The organism is Gimesia aquarii, assembly GCF_007748175.1.
GTDB classification, from domain to species: domain Bacteria; phylum Planctomycetota; class Planctomycetia; order Planctomycetales; family Planctomycetaceae; genus Gimesia; species Gimesia aquarii_A.
In genome coordinates, this window is the sequence record NZ_CP037422.1 from 62919 (window position 1) to 77062 (window position 14144).

The window sequence follows — 14144 nt, forward strand, 5'->3', positions numbered from 1 at the left end:
TTAATCGATTAAAAAATATATGGTCCACAAGCCGTTTTTAGAGCACATGGCTTGGAGAATTTTTTTGTTTGTCGCTGGTGAGCGATTGAGTTTGGTTTGTCCTATATGGAAACCAGTTCTGGCCAAAGTTTTCGACGGTCATCTTTACTCGTATGGTGTTCAGGAAAGGATTTGTGTTTTTGGAATTGAAAAGACAAACTCGATAACCCTCTAATTTACAAGTAGTTATCGAATCAGAAATGCCTTTTTAGACCTAAATTCAGCACTATCGGACATTCTGAGGGTAAAGCTGGTATTATGGCTTAAGGAATCGATGTCATATTTTTAATGTGGATGAGTCAAGGTCAGCATGTTCAAAAAGTCATGTTCTGTTTTTGGATTTCCGCTGATCTAAGATCAGTAAGAAACTTCAAGCTTATTGAGAACGCGCTCGTGAAATTTAAAACCAAAATTTTCAAGCCGGACAAAAATGAGTCGTAAAATCTCACTCAATCAACAAGAAGAGTCGGACCATCTCATCCATCCTGTGAATAACGTGGATGCCAATAAGATCGATCTCTCATACTATTTGCCCTCTTCCCAACCTCAGAAGACTTCTTCGCTGAAACAGAGCTGGAACTATCTCTCTTATTATCATCCCACGCCGGGACCGTTTGCCCGGTTTACTTCCGGACATTTTCCTCCTGGAACTCGCACTCAGAAGCACAACCATTCTGTCATTGCCATGCATGGTAGTTTGCAGGGACCGATGACGTTGTTGACGCCCGAGGGAGGTTTTGAGTTAGATTCCGGAGACTTTTGTATGATTGGACCGGGAGTAGATCATCATTGGTCCAACAAAGGTCCGCATACGGCATCGACGATTGCATTTGTCGTCGATCTGGATCGTTTAGGTCACTGGCCTGAAGAATCTGGGATCGCCGACGCGTGCCATGAATTGCAGACGTTGGTTAAAGGAGTGCAGCGTGTCAGCTCAGCAGAAAATCCGGATCTGCAACATGCCTTTTGGAGAATGGCGGACCAGTTGATCTCAGAACACCCCCATCGCATGCTGGATGTAACGAGTCGGCTATTAGTGTTTCTCACACTGGTACTCGATCACCTGGCCCCGGTTTCGAAGACCAGCGAACAAGATGATCTAGCACTGCAAATCCGCCGCTTGCTCCTCAATCGTGTGAATGACCGTTTAACAATTACGGAAGTCGCCCGAGAAGTCCACGTCAGCCCGACGCTTGCCAAATCGGCGTTCCGCAAAACATATGGTTGTGGGATTATGGCTTATTTCAACGAAATCAAAATCTGGCAAGCCAAGCGGATGTTAGGCGATCCCACAATGACCGTCGATCAGGTGAGTCGTAAGTTAGGGTTTTCATCACCTGCTTATTTCACGCGCACGTTTCGCAAACTGACAGGCGAAACTCCCAGCAGTTTTCGGAGTAAACGGTCGCAACCTGCATAGTTCATAGCACTTCAGATTGACTCTGTTTAAACGATTCGACTCTGCCAGCAGAGACCTTTCTCACTCAATGGCAGGTAACGGAATGACCTGTTTGGCGAACTGATCATAGGTGGTAGTCAAAATTCCTCGTGCCTCGTAAATCAGGCCATTATGCGTTCCCTGTTGAATGGTCACCATGCGTTTCGGAATGCCAGTAGACGACGTGGGCAACGCAGCCTCAAATAATTTTTCCCCCAGGGCGTAGGGAACGATGTGATCTGCCGTCCCGTGAATCATCAGCAGTGGGCATTGAATTTCCGGTATGACTTTCAGGCTGGGGTATTGATCCCACAAGAGCCAGGAGACCGGGACCCACGGATAATGATGTGAGGCGGCATCGACCATCGAACTGAATGTAGATCGCAGAATCAAACCCGCGGGAGGTGTTTTTTTCTGGCAGAGTTCGCTGGCGAGTAATGTCGCCACACCTCCGCCCAGCGATTCACCCATAAGAATAATTCGCTGTGGATCAATTTTGCGATCTCTGACAGCATATTTCCAGAAAGCGCGGGCATCGTTGAGTAAACCTGTTTGACTGGGGCTACCCGGGTTTTCGGCATAGCCTCGATAATCGAAGGCGAAGACATGCATATTCAGGCTGGCCAACAACCGACAGGTTTCAGTGCGGTGCAGACGATTTCCCCCGTTACCATGTAAGAGAATCACAACAGGCCGTCCTTTGGCAAGTTCAATATCACAGGCAGCGCGGTCAGTACAGCCAACCTGACCAGCAAGAAAATGCCAGCCCTTTAGATCCAGACCATCGTCGGTTTGTGTAGAAATGTCATGTACCACTCCAAACGGTGCGCCGGCTTGATCTACAGACAAAGTAGAAACGCGCGTGGGTTGATAGATAAGCCAGCGTTGAACCACCATTAGCAGAATCAGCAGTAGAATATAGAATGCGAATATTCGACAAAGGTAATAAACCAGAATCTGTTTTCCCGTTTGAGGTTTGTCAAATATCCCGCGCGGAAGAGGAACCAGCCACGGCAACACTCGTTTTAGTAGTGATTTGGATTCCGCATTCATGAGTTTTTGAGTTGGTTCAGATAAAGTGAGACAGGGCTAATTCTGTCATTCTATACGTGGAACTGACAAATACCAGAGGAGAAAATTCTCTGATAATACTTTTGGAACGATAAGGATCGAGAACGATCTGTCATGTTCTATTTAGTGATTCCTATTTGGAATCAGAATCATTAAAATCGAAACTTCACACGACACTTTGTCTTAGATACCAGAGGCTTATAATGGTAAATCGTCGAGGGAAATGGAAATTGCTCAACGTGCGGATTGTTTTATTGCTACTTTTCAGTGTAGCGATATCGCTTTCCAGTCGGTTACAAGCCGAAGAGCCTCCTCAATTTTACGATCCCGTTGAAAAACAAATCGAGGGTTGGACTGTGGCCGTCGATCCTTTGCTGTTTTCCCAAGAACATGCTGACACAGGTAAGCGTGCATTAGAGGCCTTGGCGAACCACTTGCAACGCGTGAAGTATATTGTTCCGGAAGAACGCGTCACAGATTTGCAAAAATTGCGGATCTGGGTCGAGTGGAATAACAAAAAACTGAACACGATGGCTTATCATCCGAGCAAAGCCTGGTTGATCGCACATGGTCACGATCCACGTCTCGCCAAACACATTCATATCTCCTCTGTTCAAAAACTGCTGGATCGAAAGATGTGGGCCAAGCACCCTTACTGTGTCTTGCACGAGTTGGCGCACGCGTATCACGATCAGGTCTTAAGTTTCGATCATGCTGATATCGTGGCCACGTACAATGCAGCCAAAGAAAAAGGGATCTATGAGAAAGTATTAGTACACACTGGTAAAGAAGCCCGGCACTACGGTTTAAACAACCACAAAGAATACTTTGCAGAGTCGACCGAGGCGTATTTTGGCGTCAACGATTTCTACCCGTTTGTACGCGCAGAACTCAAAGCCCACGATCCGGCGATGTATGCGTTGATGGTCAAGCTTTGGGGGCCGATTCCTTGATGATCTCAGTGGTGAATCGCAGATTGAAACTATAAGTTGCTGCCTTTCAAAGTCCTTTCAAGGAGCAGGTCGTAAACGGGCCTGCTGCCGATTGACTGGGCAACAACGCTCGCCGTCATGCAGGTAACAATCATTGCCGGCAGTAAATTGAAACTGGCCGTCATTTCTGCCACCAATACAATACCCGTTAATGGTGCCCGTACCGTCGCTGCGAACAAGGCCCCCATAGCGGCAATGGCGCAACTCCCAGGATGAATATTTGCATGGGGCATCAAGTCTTGAGCCAGATAACCGAAGCTGGTTCCAATCAAGGCGCCCAATGCCAGCATGGGTGCAAAAATGCCTCCCGGGACTCCCATCGAATAGCTCAAAAACGTCAACGCCGCACGCACAACGAGCAAAGCCAACAGGAAACTAAGCATGGGAGATTTGTCGAATAGTTCTTTCACCAGGGCTTCCCCGCCTCCCGCAAATTCCGGTGCGATCAGCATTAGCACTCCGACGACAGCACCAACCGAACACACAATCATCAACATCGTGCGTCGACTCAGTCCGTCAGAAATGCGCAGGCACTTAAGCAACACAGTGTTGAAACCACCACCCAGAACACCAATCAGTGCTCCCAGCGTCAGATAAAAGGGTAAAGAAATCAGCAGATTCCCCGGCGGAGGAAACCTCGGTAGCCAGGTTTGGAGCTGAACTGGCAATTGAGGCAGAGTTCCGAATACCTGATCGTTCACAGTATTCGCAGTAATACTGGCTAGAATCACCGCGTGCAGAGAAACGAAGTTGTAATTGAACCGCCGCCGCATCTCTTCGATCATAAACAAAATCGCCCCGAGCGGTGCACTGAAGGCGACGCTTAATCCCGCGGTGGCCCCCGCTGCTAGCAGCGTATTCATTGTGGCCTCATTCGATCGCGCTTTTTCACCCACGATCTGGCCGATACAGCCGCCCAAATGAATGGTTGGCCCTTCACGCCCCAGAACCAGCCCCGCGCCCATCGACAGGATACCGCCAATAAACTTAATGGGGAGTAGACTGCGCCAACGCAGCGGCCGCAGCCCTGACATAATGCCCTCGATCTCCTGGATACCGCTCCCCGCTGCTTCCGGTGCATATCGTCGGACTAATTCAGCCGCGGTTCCCACCATCACAGCCCCGACAACCGCGGCGATGACAATTGCCAGCGTTCCATTATCGGAGAACACGGAACCGATCACGTTAAATATCTTAGTCGTTTTTTGCACCGTGTAATGAAACGCCGACCCCACCGTTCCCACGCCCAGACCAATGATCAGCGCCAACAGGTAAACCCACATCGCATTTCGAAGTTCTGACCGCCGACTCAGCTCCGATTCATCCATTTCGATATCCATTCTCCTGGTTTAATGAATTTCGTGCACCGCCATGTTCACGATTGAGAAAGATAACAGGTTTCAGCCTCGAATGGTAGCTTTTCCAGCAACTCTTTAATAGAGCCATGTAATGGGAATTCCTCTTCCGAAGACGATATACCCGACCGTCAGTGCGTAGCAAGCGAAAGCGCCAGCGATGATTCCCCAAGGAGTTTGTTTCAATAAGGTGCCGACAACCAAGATCAATAAACCAGAGACAATCCCCAAACCAAAAGCTCTATGAATGAGTTCGAATGACAGGTGAAGATCTACTGCACTGATATAAAGATGATACATCGCTGCGACGAAAATACTGCCAAAGCACAGAAACGCAGGGATGGCGAATTTCTTTGTCTGTCGTTTAGCCATGTGATCCCTGTTTCATCTCGAATCCAGATGTGAATCGCATTCCATTTTATAACACCAGCATTCCTACATTTTATGATGTCGTTGAATCCATTCAATCGATTTGTTAGCGATAGAAGAAACCGTACCAATACCAGGGCAAGTTTCAATGGTGAGAACGTTATGAAGCATCTGTTATGGTAGGAAGTGGATCTTCTTGTGTCGAAGTAGGCACTATGACACAAAACAAGGCAACTCCCGCACAGAAAAATCCCAACAGCGAACCAATGCCCAGCGTCGCTTTGTCTGAAAACAGAGCCACGCAAATACCGATCCCAATCCAGACCACCCCGAAAATGGAAGTCACCCATCCGGCGAACCAGGGTATCGCGTACTGCCTGGAATTTTGCATGAGTTGTATCACATTGGCAGAAATGGCGATACCTACGATAAACCAAATCGGTGATTTGAATAAGAAGGTAATGGTTCCGTTGACTCCGGTCACGTTCAATTGACCAATGGGCAAGTGAAGCGAATTCCCTAAGCCGGAAAGAAGCAGTGGTTCACGAATCGTCATCCACGTGAGCGGAATCGAGATCAGCCCGGCGAGAATGGCAAACACGGAAGCCGTATTTTTTTGCTGTTGTGTGATCGTCATTCTCAATTCTTATCCCTTACGAAGTTCAGTGAACGCGCTCTGCATCGCGTGCTGCAGCATCAACCCGTCGTTGGCATACACGACGAGCCGGGCACCCTGCCGCATGGTGCGGAGTGCCTGCTTGGTCGTGCCGAACCAGCAGCCTGCGGCGACATGCTGCTTGTCAGCCGTGTCGATCACCTTTTGAATCGCGGCGATCAATTCCGGGTGATCGTATTCGCGGGGGATTCCCATATTGGCCGTCAAGTCGCCTGGCCCTACAAACACGGCATGGACTCCCGGAATCGAACAGATCTTTTCCAGGTTCTCAATCGCGGGCACCGATTCGATCATCGGAATAAACAGGGTCTCTTCGTTCCGTTTTTCAATATAGTCTTCTGTTTTTTTGCTGGGCCATTTGCCGGTCTCCAACACCCGATCCAGCACAATCCCTTTCAACGGCCGATACACGGCGGCCGCCGCCAGTTGCTGGGCCTGTTCGTATTCCTCCACATAAGGCACTACCACCCCATCAAAGGTGTCACAAACGCGGGCCACATCCGCAGGGTCACGACTATGTGTGCGTGCCAGACAAACAATGCCCTTCGACTTCAGGGCATACCGTAGTGGCAGAAACTCCGCCAGATCCAGGGTCGTATGTTCGGGGGTGACGATCACAAAATCGAGCGAGTTATCAGGAATCGACTCCACCATCGCCGGCACCACCGCATGCTGGAACAACGAACCATACACGGTTTCGCCTTTGATCAGTTTATCCTTCAGCCTTTTAACATGCATAGCCGCCTCACAATATCAGATAAAACAAGAAGGTTTTCTCACAAGCCAACAAGCTCCATCATGCCCACCCATCGCAAAGAAGTAAAGAAAAACCGGTTAAATTGTTAAAACGCTGCTGCTTATCAAAGAGAGAAAGTGTAACTTATATTTTCGAGCTGTTGAGCGCAATGCATCCGGTAAAAAATAATAAACAATTCATTGAGCTAAAAAGTAATGCCATCATTCAAAAATTACTATCGTACTCTCTATCGCAATTTTGGGTATCCTCTTACTAAAAATTCTGCAATACCTCCTAATGTAATCATGTCAGCAGAAAAACAACTTGGTGTCTCGGTCCCAACGGCACTGCGAGACTATTATCTAGTCGCAGGACGTGAGAGCCGGTTTAATAAGAGCCACAATAGACTCCTTGCCCCCAAAGATTGGAATGTCGATAAAAAACGACTTCTGTTTATGGAAGAAAATCAAGCCGTCCTCTGGTGGGGTGTCTCCGTCCGAAATCCTGACACACAAGATCCTCGTGTCTCAAAAGGACATACTGAGGAACCCATTTCCTGGTATCGAGAACATCATAAATGTTCTGTTTTTCTAGCAGTCATACTGCATTATCAAGCAGTCTGTGGTGGATTCCGTTTTCGTTCTTCAGCAGATATTCCAGATGAAATTAATTATCAATTTGAGAAGCAAGGTTGGACCTATTATGGTACTGTCAACTCGTTAATGGCTTTCAGTCGCACAAATCAAGTAGTCTGCCTCATGCCATCTAATGGTTTACCCTTTATGGATAATCAATGGACTGTTTTGATAGGTGCCAAAACAAAACGTGACTTAACGGCAGTAGAAATGGAACTCGGCTTGAACTTTGAATCTTATTAAAATTCAATTCTTTATTGCTGGCAGCCTATGTGTCCAGCTTCAATAACAAGCCAACAATCGCGCACACGATTCAAGAACGGAAAAATCACCAACGTATTATCGTTCAAAAGCCACTACTAAGGCAGAAATCCCTGTTTCTTTAAAAACGTTTCCACCTCTTTGGTACTTGGCTCCATGAATGCGGGCTGCAGCATGAAGCTGTGGCCGGCTCCTTGGAATATCTTTAGTTCGAATTTTTGGCCTTGTGCTTTTGCTTTTTCAACGAACGCTTTCTGGTGTTGAAAAAGATGATCTCGATCGCCAAACATGATCAGTGTGGGCGGGAGTGGTTCCTTTGCCAGAATTCGGGAAGCCGACATCTTGAGTGCATCTTCGACGGGATGCAGCAACTGCCAGTCTCGCTGATTAAATAGTTTGAGAATTTCCTGAAAATGCTTGATTTCAGATTCGTCAATCTTTTGCTCATTGCCCAGTTTTGCTGCGAATTCAATCAGTTTCGCGCGATGATCCAGGGGCGTCGCGTAGTCGTCCGTTGTATTTTTGATGAACTGTAAAAGATAAGGAGTAAACGAAGGGGCTTTGGCTTTGGTATTGTTCAACAGTGTTTCCATTTTGACATACCAGATGTCGATTCCGTCAAAGGCAGGGCAATACAGGACCAGCGCATTGGGACGATGCGAAACCGAGCGATCATCATTAGGGTCTTCAAATGCAGAATTGAGGTAAGACTGCAGCGCGAGATCTCCACCACCGGAAGTTCCGGTCGCGACGATCCGTTGCGGATTCACACCAAGTTGCGAGGCATTTTTTCTCACGAAGCGGATGACACTTTTGGTGTCTTCCACTTGAAGTCTTGGCTTCGGCAATTTCGCGATCTCGTTTAAACTTAAACCAGGCAGCTTCCCCGAGTTCACACCGGCGAGCTGCGGCTTGACGATCACCATTCCCCGCTTCCTGAAATACTCGCGCTGTTCTGGAATACGACAACGAAAAATCACCAACGCCGATCGTTTAGCCGTTGGTTTCCAACCGTCCGGATAATAAACCGTAAGCGACCGCCGCGGCTCTTTTTTGTAGACCATGCTGATGGTTTTGACTTGCGCACTTTTTGTGTTCGCTTTCAAGTCTTCGTTACCAAAAACTTGAGATATTCCAAAGCCAGGAACGCAGAACAAAAAGAAACACAAGAACAAGCGAACCATCGAATGTTCCTCAAAATGGGGAGCGATGCCAATTGGTATTTTGAAATCGTTCTGAGAAGTTCACATAAAATCAATTTCATTCTGTCGAACAGACGAAAGATCGGCAAGGAAAAATGTGAAATGAAACCTCATTTCACTGCGATCACTCCATATCTACTGGCACAGAATAAATGGCGAAAATACGAGACGGTCCGGGTTCGCAGTTATCAAAGACTCCCTGCGACAAGAGAGATTTTGCTTCTTCAAATGTGGGGATTAAACAATGCCGATTCACTCTGATTTCGGCTGCCATGTTATTGCAGGATAAATATGAGCATCCTGGAGCAGGGGATACAAAGAAGGACACAACATCGTAACCTTCCAGCGTCTTTTCTTCAGGAATTTGTACGTCGGTGACCATTAACGGCTCTGGTTCGAAGGGTTCCCAGGTGGAACGAATTTCATCGTACTGATACTCGTATACTTCATAGTAAAACAACTTCGTGCCTGCCAGATTGATATTGTGCTCTTTCGCCAGCACACTGATAATTTTGGGAGAATCAAAGAACCAGAAGCCATTATGTTTCCAGAAATCAATAAAATGTGTGAAGTTTTCTGAAATGCAATCACTGACGGAATAAACATCTTCAACCAGATCGTTTTGGATCCAATCACATTTCCGCATCACACGTTTTGCCATATAACCTACGGAAATCATTTGATATTCTCAATTCGGCAAGAAACGACTCGTTAAACATTATTTGCAGTACAGTTCGTTTTTGACACTCGCTATTCTCTAGGGTTCGACCTATGTTCGTCATTTCCAGAAAAACGAATGAATCGGTTTTCATTAATGAACTCGAAGTTACGGTCGGCTGGATTCGATTTAATAAAGTACAACTCATCATTGGCTTTGATGATGAAATCGCACCACTGGAAGACATTTTGTATGAGAGTACGAAAATGGAAATTGGCGATGAGATCTCAATCATCGCAGTTCACATCACCAAAGACAAAGTTCGTCTTGGGATTGACGCACCAAGGGGAACGCGCATTGATCGCAGTAAAGGCCCTGAGTCATAGATACTCCTATTTACGACTCCTGACACCTGATAATTCCCCCCAGTATCTTAATGCCCTAAACCGCCCCGCTGTTTCCAGGCCGAGCTGAAACAAGGGTAATGAGGCCCAATTCAATCGTTCGAGTACAAAACGAGGATTTCTCGATTTCAGATAGCCAACAGAAAATGCTATACAATCGCCCCCTTTTTGAAAATTTTTGTTGATATCTATCACACAAGCACTTTAAGATAGGCGGACTGGGCAAAGCCTTCTACCGATTGAAACAGGATGTTTGCGTCTCGATCTGCCCGAAATCAAAACCATCCCACATCAATTGAGGTGAGCCAAATGTTTGTCCTGGCAACATTAAGCAGCATCTGTCTGCTGAGCTTTGCGCTGCTGTATGTGTATTGGGGGCAGCGATGCATCCGCTTATACCAAAACCAGACTTCCAATTCTGACTATACGCCTGTTGCGACCGTTATTTTATCAGTCCGAGGAAATGACCCGTTTCTCACAGATTGTTTAAAGGGATTGCTGAACCAGGATTATCCAAACTACACTGTCAAGATTATCGTCGATCACCTCAGTGATCCGGCTTGGAAGCTTGTCGATCAATATTTACAAAACCAGAGGCACTCGCACTGCGAGGTCAGTGTTCGTGAGAACCATTCCGGAGGCTGCGGCTTAAAAAATGCCTCGCTCGTCCAGGCATTGAGCGAATTAGATGACGATGTGGAAGTGGTCGCCTGGTTGGATTCCGATGTGGTGCCGCATCAAAGCTGGCTGAGAGATTTAGTGGCACCACTTCAAGATCCACAAGTTGGCGTGACATCCGGAATCCGCTGGTATGCACCCCGTGATACGAATGTAGGAACTCTCGTCCGGCACGCCTGGAATGCGGCAGCAGTGATTCAGGTGCTGTCACTGGAAATCGCCTGGGGAGGTTCGATTGCACTCAGCCGTGCCGTTTTTCAAAATCCACACCTGCAAAATTCCTTCTCAAAAATGATGTGGGAGGACTCTGGGCTGAAATCCATTGCTTCCGAATTAAATAAAGAATTAGCCTTCGCACCAGCTGCCACAATGGTTAATGCAGAATCGACCTCCTTTTCCTCCTGTTTTCAGTTTATCACCCGGCAATTATTAAATGCCCGCTTCTACCACGCCAAGTGGTCGTTCATTGCAACCGTTGGTTTAACAAATGCCATTGCACAGACGATGCTCATATTGCTAGCAGTGTTTTTTCTAACTCAGGGAAATTTACTCTGGGCAGGAATTTCGGCTGGTGTCTTAGTTTTCAGCGGCGTTTGTGTGACTGCGATCATATATCGTATGAGTTCATTGATTCATCAACTCGTGCGCGACCGGGGAGAAGAATTTCAACGCCGTCCTCTCCGCACGGCGGCCGTACTGTGGTTAACGATTTATGTGTATTGCGCTGCATTGATTACTGCCATCAGAACCAAAACAATCGACTGGCGCGGCGTGAGCTACCATGTGCCTTCCCCATTCGAAGTTCAGATTACACATTACGAACCGTATCGGAAACCCATTGCGATGTCGGAACAACTCGAACTCGAAAATATTTCTCTTTGAGAGAGAAGACTCCCAAGAGTTCACAATTTATTTCGTGCTTCATTTTGAAATAAACATGTTATTTATTCTCTTGGTTCATCAATTAATTTATCTACCCACGCTGTGAGGTCCTGTCCAAGGTTGCCCACTCCCCTGTGACGAATCTGATGTTTTTGATCAAGGATGTAGAAGGTGGGCCACGAAGTTACATTCCAGGCCTCAGAGATTGGGCCATTTGAACCATCAACAATAAGCTTCCACGTGAGCCCGTCATTTTTCGTCTTTTCTGCGACCTTTTTAAGATTTTTCTGCTCGTCACTATTAATTTCAATAAGATTAAAATTCTCTCGTGGATATTTCTTGAGTAGTTCTTTTTCTATCGGATGCATTGCTCGGCACGGAGCACACCAATGACCAGAGAATGACAGTACGATAACTTTTCCACGTTCATCAGAGAGTTTGAATGAAGCACCATCTATATCTTTCCCTATCAATTCAGGAGCCAACTTTCCGATGGCCACAGGCCCTCTGATTCCTTTGAGTAATTTCTTGGCATTTTCGCCGGTTTTGCCGCGATATGTTGCTATGTCAGGATAATTATCGATCACCTGCAGTAGCAGCGTTTCTGCCTGCTTGCAGCCGTCTAGTGAACCGGTATGCTCTGCTAATTTCTTAGTACGTGCAGCAAGTGCATAAAGTGCGGCGCCGCGTACTTGATCTGAGATGTTGTTTTTTATGATTTCAGAAAGCGCTGGATTGAGGCGGTCTGATTTGACTTTGGTCAGCTCCGACATGAGCATTTGTAGTTGAAACCGATTGTCGACTTTATTTCCATAACGATGCAGTAAATCCATCATAGCATCAAGATCGGGTCCTGGTTCACCATGCACACTAACCCAAATGAAGCAACCAAGCCAGAGGTCATCGGTAGTGTGCTTCTTTGCGAGTTCCAGGAATTTGTGAGTGTATGTCTTTCGCAAAGCCAGCTTACGTTTCTTTAATTCTTCAATATTATTGGGGGTAGAATCATTTTCCAGAGCATCACGATCTGCTTCCCACTCATTGTAAAGCAGGCCATATGCCGTTGGCGTGCGTTTTGGCTTATCATCCGCTTGGACCACCGCTGTGAACATCAAGAAAAGAAGCAGGAATAATATTACTCTGAGATTCAGAGCGATTATGTATTGGACGCATAACATTATGAGTAACCCTGTTTGCTTGAGAATGCTGAAAATTCATTCGAAGCGACGGATCGCTTGAACGATTGTAGGGATATTTTCATTGAGAATCCAATTTTTTTATAGATGAGTCGCTCCTGTAAAAACCCATGCGCGATACATGAATTGTCTGCCATCCTCGTAGGAACGGATCTATCTCAGTCTACCCATTAATCAATGGTAGTAACAGTTTTACGGCTGTTCTGAGCGCCAGAAAAACAGACGAGATCAGACCCACGAAGCCCAGGATTTTCATCCAGGCGGGAATCGCGTTTTTGCCTTTCATATCGGCGCGGGTCGCCAGCCACAGCATTGCAACTGCCAGCATTGGAATACCTAATACAGTCAGTGATTGCGCGAAGATAATCAGGCCCACCGGTTTTTGCCCCATTGTTTTTGTGTAAATAGCGACAGCCATTCCCACCAGCAAAGCAAACACGGTGAACAGCTTAGGCCACTTTTGATCGATGTAGCCACCCAATCCGAAACCATCGGCCAGAATCGAGCCACCAATCATCGCGTTCACCAGAAAGGAACTGAAGGCACCCGCGAAAATCCCCAGCGAGAAAATGACCATCGCCGATTTACCAAACGCGGGCTCCAGACTCTTTGCCACATCAGACACGGAGTTCAAAGCAGTCACATCCGGATTCTGATACAGAACTGTAGCAGCTGTGATCAGCACCATCATCGTAATCAAACCCAGCGCACTGATCCCGAGCGTGGAATCGATTAAGCCCTGTTTCAGATTATCTCTGGTCCAGCCTTTTTGCCGTACCAGGTACGATTGATAAAATGCACCCGCTACGGAAAAAGTCGTTGCATACAAGGCGACCAGGGGCGTCATCTGGTCCGTGACTTTGTCTGCTCCTGCATCCCACTTTGGCAGAATCGTATCGAATGTTCCTTCAGGAATTGATGGTATGAAACCCGACAGCGCCGCCAACCAGTCCGGCTTGACCTGAAACAGATTGATGGCAAACGCAACCATCATGATGCCGACTAACAACTTCATCAGCTTTTCAATCAGACCGTATAGATGTTTGAAGCCATACAGCGCCATGATGATGAAGGCATTCATGCCGATGATAATTCCTAATGAGAGATTACTGCCATCGTCAATGAAGGGCTCCACCGCGGCCAGTACACCCAGGTTATTACTGAATTGGAAACAGGCGGCGATCAAAAATAGAATAATGCCTGTCGCGATCGCAATCGGGCGACCGGCTCGCTTTGCCAGTTCATCACAAATGGTCCCTTCCAATTGAATACCCAACCGGGCCGACAGCGCCGTCATCGCAATCATCATGATCACTGCGATCACCAACACCCAGATCATTTGATAAGCATAGGTATGGCCAATCTTCGAGGCAGAGAGAATACTTCCCGGTCCCAGTACCACCGAAGCAGTAATAATCGCCGGACCGAGACTTCTGAGAATGCGCTTGAAGGGATTAATGGGCTGTTGATCATTCATAAATGGCCTGCGTATTTTCTAAACATAAGTTAGTAATACGCGCCATCTTAACAAACATGGACTCAAAAGAGAGGT

14 protein-coding genes are annotated in these 14144 nt (G+C 46.9%); 5 read left to right on the forward strand and 9 right to left on the reverse strand.

Annotated features, from left to right (window positions below):
- The first annotated feature begins 469 nt into the window (after positions 1-469).
- Positions 470-1459: an AraC family transcriptional regulator gene (locus tag V202x_RS00265; protein ID WP_145170113.1), complete on the forward strand. Its 990-nt coding sequence runs from the start codon at positions 470-472 to the stop codon at positions 1457-1459.
- 60 nt (positions 1460-1519) lie between these two features.
- On the opposite strand, the gene V202x_RS00270 is transcribed toward V202x_RS00265, so the two are convergent.
- A complete protein-coding gene (locus V202x_RS00270; RefSeq protein ID WP_145170115.1) occupies positions 1520-2530 on the reverse strand; it encodes an alpha/beta hydrolase in 1011 nt (336 codons plus the stop codon).
- A 221-nt stretch (positions 2531-2751) separates the two neighbouring features.
- On the opposite strand from V202x_RS00270, the gene V202x_RS00275 reads away from it, so the two are divergent.
- Complete coding sequence (locus tag V202x_RS00275; RefSeq protein ID WP_197993139.1) at positions 2752-3501, forward strand: anthrax toxin lethal factor-related metalloendopeptidase; 750 nt, start codon at positions 2752-2754, stop codon at positions 3499-3501.
- A gap of 29 nt (positions 3502-3530) precedes the next feature.
- Here the strand turns inward: V202x_RS00275 and clcA are convergent, their stop codons facing one another.
- The 4 genes from clcA to V202x_RS00295 form a co-directional block, all read right to left on the reverse strand.
- Complete coding sequence (clcA, locus tag V202x_RS00280) at positions 3531-4868, reverse strand: H(+)/Cl(-) exchange transporter ClcA (protein WP_197993140.1); 1338 nt, start codon at positions 4866-4868, stop codon at positions 3531-3533.
- A 105-nt stretch (positions 4869-4973) separates the two neighbouring features.
- The gene (locus V202x_RS00285; protein WP_145170119.1) at positions 4974-5267 is read right to left on the reverse strand and encodes a hypothetical protein; all 294 of its coding nucleotides are present in this window, start codon (positions 5265-5267) and stop codon (positions 4974-4976) included.
- A 157-nt stretch (positions 5268-5424) separates the two neighbouring features.
- Positions 5425-5901, reverse strand: a complete 477-nt coding sequence (locus V202x_RS00290) for a hypothetical protein (protein ID WP_145170121.1) — start codon at positions 5899-5901, stop codon at positions 5425-5427.
- Positions 5902-5910: 9 nt separating this feature from the next.
- Positions 5911-6678 carry an HpcH/HpaI aldolase family protein gene (locus V202x_RS00295; protein WP_145170123.1) on the reverse strand — a complete coding sequence of 256 codons (768 nt, stop codon included), beginning with the start codon at positions 6676-6678 and terminating at the stop codon, positions 5911-5913.
- Positions 6679-6891: 213 nt separating this feature from the next.
- Between V202x_RS00295 and V202x_RS00300 the strand changes: the two genes are divergently transcribed.
- Positions 6892-7554: a hypothetical protein gene (locus V202x_RS00300; protein ID WP_145170125.1), complete on the forward strand. Its 663-nt coding sequence runs from the start codon at positions 6892-6894 to the stop codon at positions 7552-7554.
- 116 nt (positions 7555-7670) lie between these two features.
- Here the strand turns inward: V202x_RS00300 and V202x_RS00305 are convergent, their stop codons facing one another.
- A complete protein-coding gene (locus tag V202x_RS00305) occupies positions 7671-8756 on the reverse strand; it encodes an alpha/beta hydrolase (protein WP_145170127.1) in 1086 nt (361 codons plus the stop codon).
- Between the two features lie 142 nt (positions 8757-8898).
- The gene (locus tag V202x_RS00310; RefSeq protein ID WP_145170129.1) at positions 8899-9453 is read right to left on the reverse strand and encodes a hypothetical protein; all 555 of its coding nucleotides are present in this window, start codon (positions 9451-9453) and stop codon (positions 8899-8901) included.
- 92 nt (positions 9454-9545) lie between these two features.
- On the opposite strand from V202x_RS00310, the gene V202x_RS00315 reads away from it, so the two are divergent.
- Together V202x_RS00315 and V202x_RS00320 are read left to right on the forward strand one after the other, a co-directional pair.
- Complete coding sequence (locus V202x_RS00315; RefSeq protein ID WP_145170131.1) at positions 9546-9818, forward strand: carbon storage regulator; 273 nt, start codon at positions 9546-9548, stop codon at positions 9816-9818.
- Positions 9819-10145: 327 nt separating this feature from the next.
- Positions 10146-11396 carry a glycosyltransferase gene (locus tag V202x_RS00320; RefSeq protein WP_145170133.1) on the forward strand — a complete coding sequence of 417 codons (1251 nt, stop codon included), beginning with the start codon at positions 10146-10148 and terminating at the stop codon, positions 11394-11396.
- A gap of 62 nt (positions 11397-11458) precedes the next feature.
- Here the strand turns inward: V202x_RS00320 and V202x_RS00325 are convergent, their stop codons facing one another.
- Both V202x_RS00325 and V202x_RS00330 read right to left on the reverse strand, forming a co-directional pair.
- The gene (locus V202x_RS00325; protein WP_232098745.1) at positions 11459-12496 is read right to left on the reverse strand and encodes a TlpA family protein disulfide reductase; all 1038 of its coding nucleotides are present in this window, start codon (positions 12494-12496) and stop codon (positions 11459-11461) included.
- A 259-nt stretch (positions 12497-12755) separates the two neighbouring features.
- On the reverse strand, positions 12756-14069 hold the full coding sequence (locus V202x_RS00330; protein WP_145170137.1) for an Nramp family divalent metal transporter: 1314 nt from the start codon (positions 14067-14069) through the stop codon (positions 12756-12758).
- Between the last annotated feature and the right edge of the window lie 75 nt (positions 14070-14144).

Excerpts from the sequence above, each read along its gene's own strand:
- V202x_RS00305 (WP_145170127.1), bottom strand. The coding sequence starts at position 8,756 with ATGGTTCGCTTGTTCTTGTGTTTCTTTTTGTTCTGCGTTCCTGGCTTT.
- V202x_RS00300 (WP_145170125.1), top strand. The coding sequence starts at position 6,892 with ATGCCATCATTCAAAAATTACTATCGTACTCTCTATCGCAATTTTGGG.
- V202x_RS00265 (WP_145170113.1), top strand. The coding sequence starts at position 470 with ATGAGTCGTAAAATCTCACTCAATCAACAAGAAGAGTCGGACCATCTC.
- V202x_RS00290 (WP_145170121.1), bottom strand. The coding sequence starts at position 5,901 with ATGACGATCACACAACAGCAAAAAAATACGGCTTCCGTGTTTGCCATT.
- V202x_RS00275 (WP_197993139.1), top strand. The coding sequence starts at position 2,752 with ATGGTAAATCGTCGAGGGAAATGGAAATTGCTCAACGTGCGGATTGTT.
- clcA (WP_197993140.1), bottom strand. The coding sequence starts at position 4,868 with ATGGATGAATCGGAGCTGAGTCGGCGGTCAGAACTTCGAAATGCGATG.
- V202x_RS00315 (WP_145170131.1), top strand. The coding sequence starts at position 9,546 with ATGTTCGTCATTTCCAGAAAAACGAATGAATCGGTTTTCATTAATGAA.
- V202x_RS00285 (WP_145170119.1), bottom strand. The coding sequence starts at position 5,267 with ATGGCTAAACGACAGACAAAGAAATTCGCCATCCCTGCGTTTCTGTGC.
- V202x_RS00320 (WP_145170133.1), top strand. The coding sequence starts at position 10,146 with ATGTTTGTCCTGGCAACATTAAGCAGCATCTGTCTGCTGAGCTTTGCG.
- V202x_RS00270 (WP_145170115.1), bottom strand. The coding sequence starts at position 2,530 with ATGAATGCGGAATCCAAATCACTACTAAAACGAGTGTTGCCGTGGCTG.
- V202x_RS00310 (WP_145170129.1), bottom strand. The coding sequence starts at position 9,453 with ATGATTTCCGTAGGTTATATGGCAAAACGTGTGATGCGGAAATGTGAT.
- V202x_RS00295 (WP_145170123.1), bottom strand. The coding sequence starts at position 6,678 with ATGCATGTTAAAAGGCTGAAGGATAAACTGATCAAAGGCGAAACCGTG.
- V202x_RS00330 (WP_145170137.1), bottom strand. The coding sequence starts at position 14,069 with ATGAATGATCAACAGCCCATTAATCCCTTCAAGCGCATTCTCAGAAGT.